This window comes from Bacteroides sp. BFG-637 (genome assembly GCF_024793605.1).
Taxonomy (GTDB): Bacteria; Bacteroidota; Bacteroidia; order Bacteroidales; family Bacteroidaceae; genus Bacteroides; species Bacteroides vicugnae.
In genome coordinates, this window is the sequence record NZ_JANUPD010000002.1 from 3,482,187 (window position 1) to 3,498,325 (window position 16,139).

Sequence of the window (16,139 nt, forward strand, 5' to 3'; positions counted from 1 at the left end):
TCCGTGCCTTTTTTATTCTCATTTTCGTTTACGATCTTTGTTATCTGATAAATTTTCCATACCTTGCCAATCTTTAATTGGCTTTGTGAAATACTTCATTAACTAATATGAATCTATATTATGACCAAACAACTAGCCCAGTATTCAGTTCCCACTGAAAATTCACGTATCATTCGTGTATTCCTTTCGTCAACGTTCAGAGACATGGAGATGGAACGCTCTGCATTAGTCAAACTTTTTAAGGGCTTGCAAGTGAAGGCTGCCAGCCGTGGTGTTACCATTTCATTGGTCGACCTGCGTTGGGGCATCACAGAAGAAGATGCAAAAAGTGGCAAGGTGGTCGAAATCTGTTTGAAAGAAATAGTGCATTCCCGACCTTTCTTCATTGGCATGGTAGGTGAACGCTATGGATGGTGTCCCAGTTATGAAGATTTATCGCAGACTTTCAGTGATAGCCTGGAATATAGTTGGGTGGAAGATGATTTGAATAACCACTTGAGTGTGACAGAGATGGAAATGCAGTTTGGAGTACTGCGCAATCCCGATCCGTTGCATGCCTATTTTTATATCAAACAGTCTGCTACTGATCCCTCTTGTCCTAAAGAGGAGTTTCATAAGCTGCAGTATCTTAAAGAGTGTCTTTTGCAGCAGGATCGCTACCCTGTGCAAGAGTATGATTCGCCCGAGCAGCTATGCCAATTTGTAGAATCTGCTTTCACAGAACTGCTCGAACAAGAGTTTCCTAGTGTATTGACTGTGGAAGATAACCAGGCATTGCAAGAACAGTTAACCCGTAATGAACTCTTATTTAATTATCATCCAATACCTGAAGCGGATCAGGCTTTTTCCGATTTCTTAGCTGCGGATGAGCAACGGTGTCTGGTTGTAACGGGTGATCGTGGTCTTGGTAAGAGTGCTCTGCTGGCTCATTGGAGTGATTGGGTGAACAATGATACGCAGATGATTCCCATATATCATCGACTGGACAATACTATGCTGTCTTCTTATCCGGAGACTTTGGTGAGGGCATTAGCTGCCAAATGTCAGAATGCACTCAAATGTCAGACTTTAGGTGAAGAAGATTTGTTTACCGCTGAAGTTTCAAAGGAATCAGATTCAACTCAAGGTACAGCCAGATCGATTCTGGATATTGTGAGAGAATCAATGGTGTTTGGGAATAATGTATTGGACGGTTTTTCAGAAAACACACTTCGAAACATTAAAGAAATTGAGGAAGATTTGAATTCTATTCAAAAGTTCAGTCAGTTATGGGCTGCGCTGGGGAGATCAAAATATGCTATCATTTTATTGATTGATGATATCAGTTATCTAAATTCAACGGAAGTATCTCTGTTTTCTTTATTCGGATCTATACCGTCCAATGTGAAGGTCGTGTTAAGTTTTGCTGCATCATCTACTGCATATCTGCCTTTTGTCCGGAACGGGTACGTTCATTACCGGTTGAATGGCTTTTCGCAGGCTGATGCAAAGTCGTTTTCAAAACAATATTTGTCTACTTATTCTAAAGCTCTGTCTGCACAGCAAGAAGATATTCTTAGCTCATGGGGGCTGGCTAAACAACCGCGCTGCTTAAATGTATTGCTCAATGAATTAGTTTCGTTTGGTCAATATGATACTCTTAGTGAATATATGAGTGGATATTGTCAGATAAACGAGATTGCCCAATTCTACGACAGTGTGCTCCGGCGTTTGTCGTCTGATTATGGTTTCGATAGGATTGGAAGAGCGCTTTTAATGCTTTCACTTACTTTAGAAGGATTTACCGAAGATGAGGTAAAGAGTATGACAGGTATTAATCAGCTGCTTTGGTCGCAGTTGAGAGTGGAAATGAGTAGTTGGCTCACCAACAAAGGGGGCGATATTGCATTTGTGATACACAAATGATAGAGGCGATTGAACGGTGTTTTGCTCAAGATGACGTGTCTATAGACGAGTGTCGCAAGGAAATAATTGTTGCTCTTCTGGATGATAGCGATACTCTTTCGCATCCTTTGACTTTTGCTGATTATAACTATCGCATGAAGCAGTTTTGTTACCATGATTCTTATCGCTATCAAGTGGAAATTACTTATCAAAGTTATAAGATGCAACATTGGGACTTTTTAAGAGATTGGATTTGTGATGCGGAAACCTTCGAAATCCTGTATCGCACTAATTATTCTCTATTAGAAGATTGTTGGAAGGCGATAATGAACGATAACCCTTCGCTTACGCCTGCAGCCTATGCTGAATTGGACTTTGGTCAGATTGACTCTTTTTTGATTCCTGTCATTGCTAATGACATGGCTACTTTCTTAAGCAGCTCTTTCCATCTGACGAAGGCGGCAATGGAGGTGAGCGAGAAAAGTATGGAAGGAGAAGCGATACCGTTAATTGCCAAGTCGGTATTAAAGATGAATGAAGGATGCCGGTACGCCCGCAATGAAGAATACGAAACGGCATGCGACTGTTTCTTGAAAGCATTGGTGATGCAGGAAAGTATTGTACCAACTCCGGAATTGGAGATTGCCAATACCTGTCGGAATCTGGCTCTGGCATATTACTACAATGAGCAATACAATGAGGCTGCGATTTATTTGAATAGGGCGCTTAATTATCATGCGGCTTCTACTGACGAGAAGAGTCAGGCAGAAGTTATTGAACTTTCCGAATTTTTGGCTTATTGTGATTATTATAGGGATGAGGAAGAGAGTGCCGCCAAGAAATTCCGGAAAGTGGCTGAAATGCACGAATCTTTGAATGGCAGACTGTCGAGTGGAGTGGCTAAATGTTTGCGTATGCAGGGAAAATGTCTTTATTATATTAAGCGATATGATGAAGCGTGGAGTTTGGTGAATGAGGCGTTGGGTATTGCTATACAGATAGATAATAGGAAACAGATCGTGGCTTGTCACAAAGAGTTGTATCATTTGTGCAAAGAGTTTAAACGGGTGATGAAGGAGCGTGGAGATGAACAAAGTTCTACTTTATTTTTCGTGAGTCTCTTCTGCATGAAAAGTTTTTCAGTGAAAAGCCGCGTCTGGCTGAATTAACTGTCCGTTACGAGGCATTGAGATGTGATATTATGCGACAATATTACGAGAATAAGGAGTATGGGAACGTAATTCGTATTGCAACGACTTTAGATATTCACGAGGATATTGATCCTGATGTTTCTAGTGAGGTCTGTTACTACGAAGCGCAAGCTTATGCAAAGATGGAAAATTATCCAATGGCGAAAGATGCTTTCTTAAAAGAGTTTGAACTACGGAAGAAGTACTTGGGATGGGAGGATGATCATACGATTCTGGCTTGTCAAAATCTAGGGGTTTTACACAGTTTTTGTAATGAACGGGAAGATGCGTTGTCCTGTTTTCGTGAGGCGTACGATCATGAAGTGAAAAGGAATGGTAGTGACTCGGAAATGGCGAAAAAGCTGCTTCAATATATAGATGTGGTTCGTTCATAACTTGGGGCTACTTCCCTTTTTTGTTAACTTTTGCATTCTCGCTATATAGAAATCGACTTTATTTCCTTACATTTGCAAATATAAACCATCAACAGAAAGAAGAATGTCTAAATATCCCCTTTTAGGAATGACTCTTGTAGAGCTTCAATCATTGACAAAAAGACTGGGTATGCCCGGCTTTGCTGCCAAACAGATTGCATCATGGCTTTACGAAAAGAAGGTAGCCTCGATTGATGAAATGACTAATTTGTCGTTGAAACACCGGGAGTTGCTCAAGCAGAACTATGAGGTGGGAGCAGCTGCTCCGGTAGATGAAATGCGCTCTGTAGATGGTACGGTGAAGTATCTTTATAAAGTTGGTGAGAATCATTTTGTTGAGTCGGTTTATATTCCGGATGACGACCGGGCAACATTGTGTGTGTCTTCACAAGTAGGTTGCAAGATGAACTGTAAGTTCTGCATGACGGGTAAACAAGGCTATACCGCCAACCTGACCGCCAGTCAGATCATCAACCAGATTCATTCGTTGCCGGAACGCGACAAACTGACCAATGTCGTGATGATGGGAATGGGCGAACCGCTTGATAATTTGGATGAGGTGCTGAAAGCATTGGAACTACTGACCGCTACCTATGGCTATGCTTGGAGCCCGAAGCGTATCACACTTTCTACAGTCGGACTACGGAAAGGATTGCAGCGTTTTATCGAAGAAAACGATTGCCATCTCGCCATCAGTCTTCACTCTCCATTGACAGCTCAACGCTCCGAATTGATGCCGGCAGAAAGGGCATATTCGATCACCGAGATGGTGGAACTGTTAAAAAACTATGATTTTAGCAAACAACGTCGACTTTCATTTGAATATATTGTTTTTAAAGGGCTTAATGATTCGCAGGTCTATGCCAAAGAGCTACTGAAGCTTCTTCGCGGACTGGATTGCAGGGTGAATCTGATTCGTTTTCATGCCATACCGGGAGTAGACCTCGAAGGAGCGGACATGGAAACGATGACCCGTTTTCGTGATTATCTGACGTCACACGGGCTTTTCACCACCATCCGTTCTTCAAGAGGAGAAGATATTTTTGCAGCTTGTGGTATGTTGTCGACAGCGAAACAGGAAGAAAATAATGAGAGTTAATATATAAAACCGAACATCATGAAAAAGTACTTTTTTTATTTAAGCATCGCTTTGGTAGCCTTTGTCGTTGCTTCTTGTGGTCTGAAAGGAAATCACACCTCTAGTGGTCGTGCCTATGAGCTTCTGGTTGTAGTAGATCACGGTGTTTGGGATCGTGCTGCCGGAAGGGCTTTACATGATGCGCTCGATTCCGATATGCCCGGTTTGCCGCAGTCGGAACCTTCTTTCCGGATTATGTATACTTCACCGAAAGACTATGATTCTACATTGAAGCTGATACGTAACATTATTATTGTAGATATACAGGATATATATACGAAAGCATCTTTCAAATATGCGAAAGACGTATATGCCAATCCGCAAATGATATTGACTATCCAGGCTCCGAACGAAGAAGAGTTTGAAAAGTTTGTAGAAGAGAATAAAAAGACGATTGTCGACTTCTTTACCCGTGCGGAAATGAACCGTCAGATTACGTTATTGGAAGAAAAACACAGTAACTTTATCTCCAACAAAGTGGATAGCCTGTTCGGCTGCAATATCTGGTTGCCTTCCGAACTGACCAATTCTAAAACCGGTGAGAACTTTTTCTGGGCTTCTACCAACACAGGTACTGCCGACCGTAATTTTGTGATGTACTCTTATCCTTATACTGACAAGGATACATTTACGAAAGAATATTTTGTGCATAAGCGTGACTCTGTGATGCAAGCCAATATCCCCGGATTCAAAGAAGGCGTTTATATGTCGACTGACAGTTTGCTGACTGACGTTCGTCCCATCAATGTACAGAACAGCTACACGATGGAAGCACGCGGCTTGTGGCGTATGAAGGGTGATTTTATGGGTGGCCCATACGTTTCCCACACTCGCCTGGACGAGAAAAACCAACGAATTATTACAGCAGAAATATTTGTTTATTCACCTGATAAAATGAAACGCAACCTGGTACGCCAGATGGAAGCATCTCTTTATACACTGAAACTTCCGAATGAAGTTCAGCAGAATCAAATTCCATTGGGAGGTGTATCCAAGGAGGCAGCGGAACAAACTAAAAAATAAAAACATGGAAGATAACAAGATAAGAATAGGTATCACCCAGGGAGATATTAACGGGGTGGGCTATGAGGTGATTCTGAAGACATTTTCCGACCCTACAATGTTGGAACTATGTACTCCGATCATTTACGGTTCACCAAAAGTAGCGGCTTATCATCGTAAAGCGTTGGACATACAGACGAATTTCAGTATTGTCAACTCTGCTACCGAAGCGGGATACAACCGCTTGAGTGTGGTGAACTGCACGGATGATGAGGTGAAAGTGGAATTTTCCAAACCCGATCCCGAAGCGGGTAAAGCTGCGTTGGGAGCCTTGGAACGTGCCATTGAAGAATATCGCGAAGGTTTGATCGACGTCATCGTGACAGCTCCGATCAACAAACATACGATTCAGTCGGAAGAATTTTCATTCCCCGGACATACGGAATATATCGAAGAACGTCTGGGTAACGGTAATAAATCATTGATGATTTTGATGAAGAATGACTTCCGGGTAGCTTTGGTTACGACGCATATCCCTGTCAGAGAGATTGCCACTACGATTACCAAGGAACTGATTCAGGAGAAGCTGATGATATTCCATCGTTGCTTGAAACAGGATTTCGGCATTGGTGCTCCGCGTATCGCGGTACTCTCTCTCAACCCTCACGCCGGAGATGATGGTTTGTTGGGAATGGAAGAACAGGAAGTGATTATTCCTGCCATGAAAGAAATGGAAGAGAAAGGAATCCTTAGTTACGGTCCTTATGCGGCCGATGGCTTTATGGGTTCAGGCAATTATACTCATTTTGACGGTATCCTGGCAATGTATCACGATCAGGGGCTGGCTCCGTTCAAAGCATTGGCTATGGAAGATGGAGTGAACTATACGGCAGGTCTGCCGGTGGTACGTACTTCTCCGGCTCATGGTACTGCTTATGATATTGCAGGCAAGGGAGTGGCTTGTGAAGATTCTTTCCGTCAGGCAATTTATGTTGCCATCGACGTGTTCCGTAATCGTCAGCGGGAAAAGGTGGCTCGTGCCAATCCGTTGCGTAAACAGTATTACGAGAAACGTGATGATAGTGATAAACTGAAACTGGATACAGTAGACGAAGAATAAGTATTAAGTATAAAGTATTAAGTATTATCACAGTCGATCATTTGCAAGGTTAATACTTAATACTTTATACTTAATACTTTATACTGGCTTAATACTTAAAATAGATGACAAAAGCAGAGATACAACAAGTGAAACAACGTTTCGGTATTATAGGTAATACCGAAGCATTGTTGCGCGCCATAGATGTTGCCATTCAGGTAGCTCCTACCGATTTGTCTGTGCTGATTACCGGAGAAAGTGGAGTCGGAAAAGAAAGTTTTCCGCAGATTATTCATCAATATAGCCGGAGGAAGCACGGGCAGTATATTGCTGTCAACTGTGGTGCTATTCCGGAAGGTACGATTGATTCCGAACTGTTCGGGCATGAGAAGGGTGCGTTTACCGGTGCGATTGGCGAACGGAAAGGGTACTTTGGCGAAGCCGACGGTGGTACTATTTTCCTTGACGAAGTAGGGGAGTTGCCGATGCCTACCCAGGCACGTTTGCTTCGTGTGTTGGAGAGTGGCGAGTTTATAAAAGTAGGTTCGTCCAAAGTACAAAAGACGGATGTACGTATTGTTGCAGCTACCAATGTCAATCTTACACAAGCGATTGCCGAAGGACGTTTCCGTGAAGATTTATATTACCGGTTGAATACGGTACCTATCCAGATTCCCCCTTTGCGTGAACGTGGGGGCGATGTGCTCCTATTGTTCCGTAAGTTTTCCGCAGACTTTGCAGAGAAATACCGGATGCCCGCTATTCAGCTGACGGAGGATGCCAAGAAAGAATTGCTGGCTTATCCGTGGCCCGGTAACGTGCGCCAGCTGAAGAACATCACCGAGCAAATATCCATCATTGAAACAAACAGGGAGATCACTGCCGCCATCTTGCAGAATTATCTTCCCGCACAAAATATACAACGTCTTCCCGCACTGATGGGAACACGCGAAAGTAAAGGCTTTGAAAGTGAACGGGAGATTCTTTATTCCGTTCTGTTCGATATGCGCCAGGAGGTAGCGGAGTTGAAGAAGATGGTACACAACCTGATGGCTGAACGTGCCGGACAGGTGGGGCAGGTAGGACAAGTGGGAACGGTGGTTACTACCCCGGTGGTGACGACACACCAGCCTTCGGTACCTGCTATCATTCATACCATGCAGCCTGCGGTTTGCAAGGATGATGATGACATACAAGACACGGAAGAATATGTAGAAGAACCTCCTTTGTCACTGGACGAAGTGGAAAAAGAAATGATACGCAAAGCACTTGAAAGGCATCATGGAAAGCGGAAAAGTGCGGCTAAGGACTTGAATATTTCCGAGCGTACACTTTATAGAAAAATAAAAGAATATGAATTGGATTAAGAAAATAATACGCCCTTTGGTACTGTTCGTTTTACCGGTGGTAGTCATTGCGTGCACTGTCTCCTATAAGTTTAACGGATCGTCTATCAATTATGATAAGGTAAAGACTATTTCGATAGCAGATTTCCCGATCAAGTCGGAGTATGTGTATGCTCCGTTGGCGACCAAGTTCAATGAAGACCTGAAAGATATCTTCATCCGGCAAACCCGTCTGCAACTGCTCAAGCCGAATCAGAATGCCGACTTGCAGATTGACGGAGAAATCACAGGATACAATCAGTATAACCAGGCAGTATCTGCCGACGGTTACTCTTCGGAAACAAAATTGACTATCACCGTCAATGTACGCTTTGTCAACAATACCAATCATGCCGAAGACTTTGAACAACAGTTTTCTGCTTTCCGTACCTACGACTCTACCCAGTTGCTGACTGCCGTACAGGACGGATTGATTGCTGAAATGTCTAAAGAGATCACCGACCAAATTTTTAATGCAACTGTAGCAAACTGGTAATATAAATGACTTCTGTTAACTTTCAACAATGGATACAGCATCCCGAGATGCTGAATAGGGATACTTTATACGAACTGCGCAATCTTCTTGCGAGATATCCGTATTTTCAGTCGCTCCGTCTGCTGTATTTGAAAAACCTGTATGTTCTCCATGATATTAGTTTTGGTGGGGAACTGCGAAAAGCGGTTCTTTACATCGCAGACAGACGACAGTTGTTCCAGTTGATTGAAGGTGACCGCTATGATGTACAGGCGCGGAAAAAAGGAGTACCTCTCACGCAGGTACTGAAAGACGAGCCGTCTGTAGACCGCACATTGGCATTGATTGACGCTTTCTTGTCCACAGTCCCCGAAGAAGTAGCGGCCCAGACCGGCTTCGACTATTCGATGGATTATACTTCCTATCTTTTGGAGGAGACTCCGGCTACGGAACAGCCATCGGAAGAAACGCCCAAACTCAAAGGATACGAACTGATTGACGATTTTATAGAAAAGAGTGAGAGTGACTCCCCCCTCTGCATGAAGCCGTTAAGAGAAGAAGCGGTATTTTCCGCAGCTGCTTCGGACGAGGTATGCGAAGAAGAAATGATGGAGGAAGAAGAGGAAGACGACAGCTGTTTCACGGAAACTTTAGCAAAAATCTATGTTAAACAGCAACGATATTCAAAAGCTCTTGAAATAATTAAAAAATTAAGCTTGAAATATCCAAAAAAAATGCTTACTTTGCAGACCAAATCAGATTTTTGGAGAAATTGATTATTAACGCTAATTCAAAATAACTAAAAATGTACTTATTATTCGTTATCTTAATGGTTATTGCAGCCTTGTTGATGTGTTTCATCGTGCTGATTCAGAACTCAAAAGGAGGCGGACTTGCTTCTGGTTTCTCTTCATCTAACGCCATCATGGGCGTGCGCAAGACTACAGACTTTCTGGAAAAAGCAACATGGGGCCTGGCCATCTTTATGGTTGTAATGAGCATTGCTACTGCTTATGTAGTTCCTCGTTCTGCAGTTGCTAAAGACGCAGTGTTGGAACAGGCACAGAAAGAACAACAGACTAACCCGTATAACTTACCCGCAGGTACGGCTGCACCGCAAACTGATGCTCCTGCTACCAATGCACCTGCAACAGAAACTCCGGCACCGGCTGAAACTCCTGCTCCTAAAGCAGAGTAATTTGCTCCGCCGTCAGGTAAGGCTTTGGGATAAAACCATTTAAGGGAAGGTGCAGACGGATGCTGCATTTCTTTGATATTTAAGTGCGGATTACGCAGATTACACGGATTTTCAATGTTCCGAGTGGTCAGTGTAATCCGCACTTAACTTTTTCTTGTAAAAACAATCTCTTTGTGATAGAAACAAACGAGATTTAACTACCTTTGTGGGCTGTATAAGATTATTAACTACTTTTTGAATATAACAATGACAGAACATTTGAAACAGAAATTGAATGACTCCGCCGTACTCCGATGGAGTGTTCTAGCATTGGTCGCATTTACTATGCTATGCGGCTATTTCCTCACCGACGTAATGTCTCCTCTAAAACCCATGCTTGAGAAAGAACTACTATGGGATAGTCTTGATTATGGATTCTTCACAAGCGCTTACGGTTGGTTTAACGTATTCTTGTTGATGCTGATCTTCGGTGGTATCATTTTGGATAAGATGGGAGTTCGTTTCACTGGAATGGGAGCTTGTTTATTGATGGTGTTTGGTTGTGGATTGAAATACTATGCGATTTCTACTACTTTTCCGGAAGGTGCCATGCTCTTCGGATTCAAAACACAGGTGACTTTGGCTGCATTGGGATATGCTATTTTTGGTGTAGGTGTGGAGATTGCCGGTATCACTGTTTCCAAGATTATAGTGAAATGGTTCAAGGGCAAGGAAATGGCATTGGCTATGGGACTTGAAATGGCTACGGCACGTATCGGAACAACTCTGGCGATGGTGTTGACAGTTCCTTTGGCAGACTTCTTCGGATATACGGATGAGAGTGGTGCATTCCATACCAATATTCCTGCTCCTATTCTGTTTTGTCTGATTATGTTGTGTGTAGGTACCATCGCTTTCTTCCTTTATACTTTCTACGATAAGAAATTGGATGCTTCTTTGGATGCAGAAGGCTTGGAACCGGAAGAGCCGTTCCGCATGAAAGACATTGTGTATATCATCACAAATAAAGGATTCTGGTTGATCGCATTACTGTGTGTATTGTTCTACTCGGCCGTGTTCCCCTTTATCAAATATGCTGCCGACTTGATGGTGCAGAAATATAATGTGGATCCGAAACTGGCGGGAACGATTCCCGGATTATTGCCGATTGGTGCTATTATCCTGACTCCGTTGTTCGGTTCGTTATATGACCGTATCGGTAAGGGAGCCACATTGATGGTGATCGGATCATTGATGCTGATTTTTGTACATACCATGTTTGCCCTGCCTATATTGAATATATGGTGGTTTGCTACTATTATAATGATTATATTGGGATTTGCTTTCTCACTGGTGCCTTCGGCTATGTGGCCTTCTGTTCCGAAGATTATTCCGGAAAAACAGTTGGGTACTGCTTACGCTTTGATTTTCTGGGTACAGAACTGGGGATTGATGGGTGTTCCTTTGTTAATCGGATGGGTATTGAATACTTATTGTAAAGGTCCGGTGGTAGACGGTGCACAGACTTATGATTACACATTGCCGATGACTATTTTTGCTCTCTTTGGTGTACTTGCTCTGGTTGTTGCTTTGATGTTGAAAGCAGAGAACAAGAAGAAAGGATACGGTTTGGAAGAGGCAAATATCCAGAAGTAACAGTTGCTACAATTCGAAGTAACTGTTGTGATTCAAAGTAACGCTATAAATCCGAAAGTATAAGGTTCGGAAATAAAAGAGAATCAGTATTAATGCTTTGAAATAAGAAATAAGAACTATGGCTGCCAAAGAGAAAACCAACCTGTTAGAGGTTATTCCCTGTCGCAGTGAACATATTACAGCAGAAAGGGAAGGGGAGACGATTGTGCTCTCCTTTCCCCGTTTTAAATATCCGTGGATGCAACGCTTCCTTGTACCGGCAGGAATGTCGAAAGAACTTCATGTACGATTGGAAGAACACGGTACGGCTGTATGGGAACTGATAGATGGAAAACGTACTGTTCGTGAGATCATAGAAGAACTCGCAGAGCATTTTCAAAATGAAGTGGGATACGAGTCTCGTGTATCGGCTTATCTTTCTCAAATGCAGAAAGATGGATTTATAAAACTTTTCTTAATTAGATGATAGGTGATAGATAGTTGATAAATGATAGTTGATAGATGATAAATGATAGTTACTATGTGGCATAATAGCTGGTTATATGCGTAGTACAGCCCTCCTAAGGAGGTTTATTAAATATCTCGTTTAAAGACATGAAAAAAGGCAACTGATTCATTACGAATTAGTTGCCTTTTTAATATTTTGAGAATATCTTTAGTTACTTATATTTCTTATTTACTAAATATCCCTTATCATTTAGGAAACATCTCCCATCTCCCATCTATCATTTATCACCTATCATCTATCATCTATCATCATAAATTATCTAATTAAGGAAGATTGCCCAGAATATGACAGCAGTTGCTATGAGGGCTCCCATGATAATAAGCGTCCCCCAAACGAAATAATTACTGTCCTTTTCTTTCTTTTTTTTCCGAGTCGTGGATGATACGTCCCATTTCCTCGGGAGTGGTGTTGGGCAGTGGATAAGGCTCGTTGGTGCGGTTTAAGTGCTTCAGTTTGTTGTTGGCACGTTCACGGCGTAGACGGGAAGCCTCCCGTCCTTCGCTAAGCCGGCGTATCATGTCGAGCATATGTCCTTCACCACCCATATTCTTTGTCTTTTAGAATTTTACTATTTACCTTCTTCTCTATCCACTTTTAACAATCCTCCCGTATTCGGATCAAAATAAACTTTGATTGTAGAATTCTTATTGAATAAGACAGGAGCCAGATATTCTATCACACCGAATTGAGTTATAGGAAGTTCACCTTCGTAAAGTTTCTTTTTACCGTCGGTCAATGTAATCATTGCTTGTCCGGGCACGTTGTAGGCGATTCCATCCAAATCTTTCTTCTTTTTACCGTCTTCCTGTGGGATCTTGACAGATTTCAGGTCTTTCAAGCTGATATAAAACGGAGTTCCTGCCAGGTCATTATTAGCAACTACGCCTAGCTTCTTGGAGAAGCGGAAAGCAACTTCGTTGTTGAATTCCTTGTCCGGAGTAAGACGGACGGTGAATGTCTTCTCTTCCTTATCACGAGTGCCGGAGAACATTTGAGTCATGGCTTCTTCCTGTGCATTCAGATTATCGAGCATAATTTTAAGCTGTGCTCCGTCTGAAGGCATATTGTCAGCTTGTCCGCGCAATAAGGCATTCTTGCTTTCGCGGATGTTATAGATCTCTTTAGCTACCAGTTCAGCCATCTTCGCGGTAGAGCTGGCCATCAGGATTTCTTCGGTCAGGAATTCGCGGGGATTCGCTATTTTTGAGAGGACAGTGGGAGCAGGAGCTGTTTTCTTGTCTGAACTGCTTTTGCTGTAAGGCACATTGATGGTTTTCACGATGCCGTCCTCTGTCAGTTCCATAAGCGGTGCTACTGTTTTATCCTTCAATTTTACGAAGTAAGTAGTTTCGCTGTTGGGTACTCCTACGGATTTCACTTTCACACTAGCCAGTTCCCAATACTCTTCGGGTTCGGTGGAGACGTTGGCCAATCGCAAGTAACGATCAGCGTATTTGCTGAATTCTCCTGGAGTATAGTTGACTTTGTTGGCTTTTATTTCAAGCTCTATTTGGGTTTTGGGAAGGCTGTAGACTACTCCGTAATCTTTTCCCCGGGTAACTCCCGTCAGTACTTCGGTTTGTGCATAGGCGGATGTTGCCATCAGTAGTCCCGCTGCTATAATCAACTTTTTCATATTCGGTTCTTTTTAACTGGTTTTGAAAACAAAGTTAATGAAGTTATTGAAAAAACTGTAAGTTCTTAACTTTTATTCGCTTACAAGTCGCCATGCTGTCGGCAGACAGGTGATAATATCGCTTGCGATCATTCCGATCATTCCCTGCTTCTTTTGAGCGACATCGCCCGCCAATCCGTGAATGTAAGTGCCGATTTTAGCGGCTTCTTCGGTTGGATAACCTTGGGCGAGCAGTGCCAGGATTACTCCGGTCAATACGTCACCACTACCTCCGGTTGCCATTCCTGGATTCCCGGTCGGATTGAAGAAACATTTGCCTTCGGGGGTGATGATGGCGGAATAGGCTCCTTTTAAAACAATGTGGACATGAGCGGCATGAGCCAACTCGCAAGCCTTCATCAGACGTTCGTAGGAATCCTGACATTTGCCGGTCAGACGTTCCAGCTCCTTCGGATGCGGGGTGAGGATGGAGCCTTTCGGCAGATGTGTAAGTGCGTGGCGGTGGTTGGCAAGGATATTAAGTGCATCGGCGTCTACTACAACAGGGGCTTGGCAGTGTTCCAGTTGCTCCAGTAGGGCAGCTTCCGTTTCTTCATTTCGTCCCAGTCCCGGACCGATGCCGACTGCTTGATAATCATCTGTGTCGGTGGGTACGGCAAAACAGGTCTCGTTGGCGTCGGTTTCTACGATTGCTTCAGGTATGGAAGTCTGCAAGATGTCGTTGTTACACATTGGTGCATGAACGGTCAGCAGTCCTACTCCCGAACGGAGGCAGGCACGGGCGGCGAGAACAGAAGCTCCTGCCATTCCTTTTGAACCGGCTATCAATAGTGCATGACCAAAGTTTCCCTTGTGGGCAAACTGTTTGCGTGGTTTGATGAGTGAACGGATCTCCTCTATTTCCAACATCTCGTAGTTTGTTTCCGTTTCTTCAATGCCGTCCTCGCTCAATTGGATATCCAGTAATTCCCATTCTCCTACAAATTCAGTGTTTTCTGCGAACAAAAAGGCGAGCTTCGGCAGTTGCAGACTGAAAGTAACGTCGGCACGGATAATATTGGTTTTTACGTTGAATGTGTTTTCTTCTCCCATTAATCCCGAAGGAATGTCGATGGCTACTACCATGGCAGGGGAAGAATTAATGTATTTCACTACGGCAGCGAATCCTCCGCTCAATGGTTTGTTCAGGCCGGAACCGAACAATCCATCAATAACCAGATGATCGGGTGTCAGGACAGGAGGGACGAATTGGGTACTAATTTCATGGAATGCCACTTCTTCCATCATTTCTACCAGTTCTTTGTTGGTCTGGCAGTCAGGTGAAAGTTCTCCCTTTGGGTTGAAGAGATATACTTCGAGCTTATACCCTTTTTCAGCCATCATGCGGGCTACGGCAAGGGCGTCTCCGCCATTATTTCCCGGTCCGGCAAAGATGGTGACCGGTGTTTCCGTATTCCATCTGTCTGTGATGGCTTTAGTTAATGCGGTTGCTGCACGTTCCATCAGGTCGATTGATGCAATAGGTTCGTTCTCAATGGTATAAGCGTCCAATTTCTTGATACTGCTGCTTGGAAATATTTTCATTGCGATGTTCTTTTAGTTTTCGGATTACAAATGTACATGATTCTTCTGACTTTTCCCGTTTGTTGTGGGAAGAAAACTTATTAATTATAAGGAGATGAGCTGCAGGGAATAGGGAAGTAAGTTGTCCGTGACCCATAGCAAAGTTCTTTTCTATAGGTTGCAAAGTTTTTGAGTATAGGAAGAAAACTATAATTGCAACTTTTGATTATATAAATGAAGCTTTCATTTATATAAACGCAAGCTTTGTTTTTATAAATGCAAGTTGCATTTATAGATTTTAGTTAGTGAAAGGGAACTTTTCAATGAGTCATTAGTAAGTTTATCATTGATAGAGAGTAACTTTGTTATGAATAGATTGGGAATGATCTGTAAATGTATCGGACATAGTCTGTTTGGTTTGGGGAAAAATCTGTTTTTGAACAATTTAAGTGTTTGATTATTTGCGGTTCCCAATAAAAATACTATCTTTGGGGTAGGTGATGTGTATTGCATCATTTTCCTATGCTCACAATGAATAAGATTATAAATAATAGATTGTTTAATCTTTTAAAGTTTGCATGATGGAAAAGACAAAGATTGGCTTGAATGCCGGGAAAGTATGGCGCATCTTAAATGAAAAAGGTGAACTTTCCATGTTCGATTTGTGCCGTGAATTAGGTTTGACGTTCGAAGACGTAGCTCTTGCTATTGGTTGGCTGGCTAGAGAAAGCAAAGTCTTTTTGAGGAAGAGGGAAGGAATGCTTTTTGCCAGTGTCGAAAATGTCGAATTTACTTTTGGCTAAAGTGGTAAGTAACCTGCATGTAAGATGGATCTCCATTTTGTTATTTACACAGCTAAAAAAATAATGAAGTGGACCGGTAGGATTTTTTATGCTCATTTTTATTATTCCCCCTGTATTCCTGTTTGATAAGAACTTTCTTTTTTTTAAGCATTTAATCTATTTTTCGTACCTTTGCACCCCATAAACTAC

General features: G+C 42.7%; 11 protein-coding genes and 3 pseudogenes. 11 read left to right on the forward strand and 3 right to left on the reverse strand.

All coding sequences use genetic code 11. The features are described 5' to 3' along the window. Window positions 1-120 precede the first annotated feature (120 nt). The 10 genes and pseudogenes from NXX38_RS26750 to NXX38_RS13310 all read left to right on the forward strand — a co-directional run bounded on the left by NXX38_RS26750 (window position 121) and on the right by NXX38_RS13310 (window position 11,906). Window positions 121-3,469: pseudogene (locus NXX38_RS26750) on the forward strand (DUF4062 domain-containing protein). Window positions 3,470-3,572: 103 nt separating this feature from the next. Next, complete coding sequence (gene rlmN, locus NXX38_RS13270) at window positions 3,573-4,607, forward strand: 23S rRNA (adenine(2503)-C(2))-methyltransferase RlmN (protein WP_148364403.1); 1,035 nt, start codon at window positions 3,573-3,575, stop codon at window positions 4,605-4,607. 18 nt (window positions 4,608-4,625) lie between these two features. Beyond that, window positions 4,626-5,669 carry a DUF4837 family protein gene (locus NXX38_RS13275; RefSeq protein ID WP_074557337.1) on the forward strand — a complete coding sequence of 348 codons (1,044 nt, stop codon included), beginning with the start codon at window positions 4,626-4,628 and terminating at the stop codon, window positions 5,667-5,669. A gap of 4 nt (window positions 5,670-5,673) precedes the next feature. Continuing rightward, the gene (pdxA, locus tag NXX38_RS13280) at window positions 5,674-6,768 is read left to right on the forward strand and encodes a 4-hydroxythreonine-4-phosphate dehydrogenase PdxA (protein WP_258979691.1); all 1,095 of its coding nucleotides are present in this window, start codon (window positions 5,674-5,676) and stop codon (window positions 6,766-6,768) included. A 104-nt stretch (window positions 6,769-6,872) separates the two neighbouring features. Beyond that, entirely contained in the window at window positions 6,873-8,114 is a 1,242-nt protein-coding gene (locus tag NXX38_RS13285) for a sigma-54-dependent Fis family transcriptional regulator (protein WP_258979693.1), read from the forward strand. Next, on the forward strand, window positions 8,101-8,628 hold the full coding sequence (gene lptE / locus NXX38_RS13290; RefSeq protein WP_074557343.1) for an LptE family protein: 528 nt from the start codon (window positions 8,101-8,103) through the stop codon (window positions 8,626-8,628). The genes NXX38_RS13285 and lptE overlap by 14 nt, the downstream gene beginning before the upstream one ends. A 5-nt stretch (window positions 8,629-8,633) precedes the next feature. Then, a pseudogene (locus NXX38_RS13295) lies at window positions 8,634-9,406 on the forward strand (tetratricopeptide repeat protein). Between the two features lie 6 nt (window positions 9,407-9,412). Further along, window positions 9,413-9,805, forward strand: a complete 393-nt coding sequence (gene secG / locus NXX38_RS13300) for a preprotein translocase subunit SecG (protein ID WP_074557347.1) — start codon at window positions 9,413-9,415, stop codon at window positions 9,803-9,805. Between the two features lie 246 nt (window positions 9,806-10,051). Further along, complete coding sequence (locus NXX38_RS13305; RefSeq protein WP_074557349.1) at window positions 10,052-11,440, forward strand: MFS transporter; 1,389 nt, start codon at window positions 10,052-10,054, stop codon at window positions 11,438-11,440. 118 nt (window positions 11,441-11,558) lie between these two features. Beyond that, window positions 11,559-11,906: a PqqD family protein gene (locus tag NXX38_RS13310; RefSeq protein WP_195648413.1), complete on the forward strand. Its 348-nt coding sequence runs from the start codon at window positions 11,559-11,561 to the stop codon at window positions 11,904-11,906. 301 nt (window positions 11,907-12,207) lie between these two features. Here the strand turns inward: NXX38_RS13310 and NXX38_RS13315 are convergent. From NXX38_RS13315 to NXX38_RS13325, 3 genes and pseudogenes are all read right to left on the reverse strand, one after another. Further along, window positions 12,208-12,493 (reverse strand): annotated as a pseudogene (locus NXX38_RS13315) (hypothetical protein). Between the two features lie 23 nt (window positions 12,494-12,516). After that, window positions 12,517-13,584 carry a DUF4831 family protein gene (locus tag NXX38_RS13320; RefSeq protein WP_074557355.1) on the reverse strand — a complete coding sequence of 356 codons (1,068 nt, stop codon included), beginning with the start codon at window positions 13,582-13,584 and terminating at the stop codon, window positions 12,517-12,519. A 72-nt stretch (window positions 13,585-13,656) separates the two neighbouring features. Then, on the reverse strand, window positions 13,657-15,168 hold the full coding sequence (locus NXX38_RS13325; RefSeq protein WP_258979698.1) for an NAD(P)H-hydrate dehydratase: 1,512 nt from the start codon (window positions 15,166-15,168) through the stop codon (window positions 13,657-13,659). A 557-nt stretch (window positions 15,169-15,725) separates the two neighbouring features. Here NXX38_RS13325 and NXX38_RS13330 point away from each other — a divergent pair. After that, window positions 15,726-15,950, forward strand: coding sequence for a winged helix-turn-helix domain-containing protein (locus tag NXX38_RS13330; protein WP_148364407.1), 225 nt, complete (start codon window positions 15,726-15,728; stop codon window positions 15,948-15,950). Window positions 15,951-16,139 lie beyond the last annotated feature (189 nt).

Coding starts and splice junctions, on each gene's coding strand:
- NXX38_RS13325 (WP_258979698.1), bottom strand. CDS start 15,168: ATGAAAATATTTCCAAGCAGCAGTATCAAGAAATTGGACGCTTATACC.
- secG (WP_074557347.1), top strand. CDS start 9,413: ATGTACTTATTATTCGTTATCTTAATGGTTATTGCAGCCTTGTTGATG.
- NXX38_RS13310 (WP_195648413.1), top strand. CDS start 11,559: ATGGCTGCCAAAGAGAAAACCAACCTGTTAGAGGTTATTCCCTGTCGC.
- NXX38_RS13305 (WP_074557349.1), top strand. CDS start 10,052: ATGACAGAACATTTGAAACAGAAATTGAATGACTCCGCCGTACTCCGA.
- NXX38_RS13320 (WP_074557355.1), bottom strand. CDS start 13,584: ATGAAAAAGTTGATTATAGCAGCGGGACTACTGATGGCAACATCCGCC.
- NXX38_RS13285 (WP_258979693.1), top strand. CDS start 6,873: ATGACAAAAGCAGAGATACAACAAGTGAAACAACGTTTCGGTATTATA.
- NXX38_RS13330 (WP_148364407.1), top strand. CDS start 15,726: ATGATGGAAAAGACAAAGATTGGCTTGAATGCCGGGAAAGTATGGCGC.
- rlmN (WP_148364403.1), top strand. CDS start 3,573: ATGTCTAAATATCCCCTTTTAGGAATGACTCTTGTAGAGCTTCAATCA.
- NXX38_RS13275 (WP_074557337.1), top strand. CDS start 4,626: ATGAAAAAGTACTTTTTTTATTTAAGCATCGCTTTGGTAGCCTTTGTC.
- pdxA (WP_258979691.1), top strand. CDS start 5,674: ATGGAAGATAACAAGATAAGAATAGGTATCACCCAGGGAGATATTAAC.
- lptE (WP_074557343.1), top strand. CDS start 8,101: ATGAATTGGATTAAGAAAATAATACGCCCTTTGGTACTGTTCGTTTTA.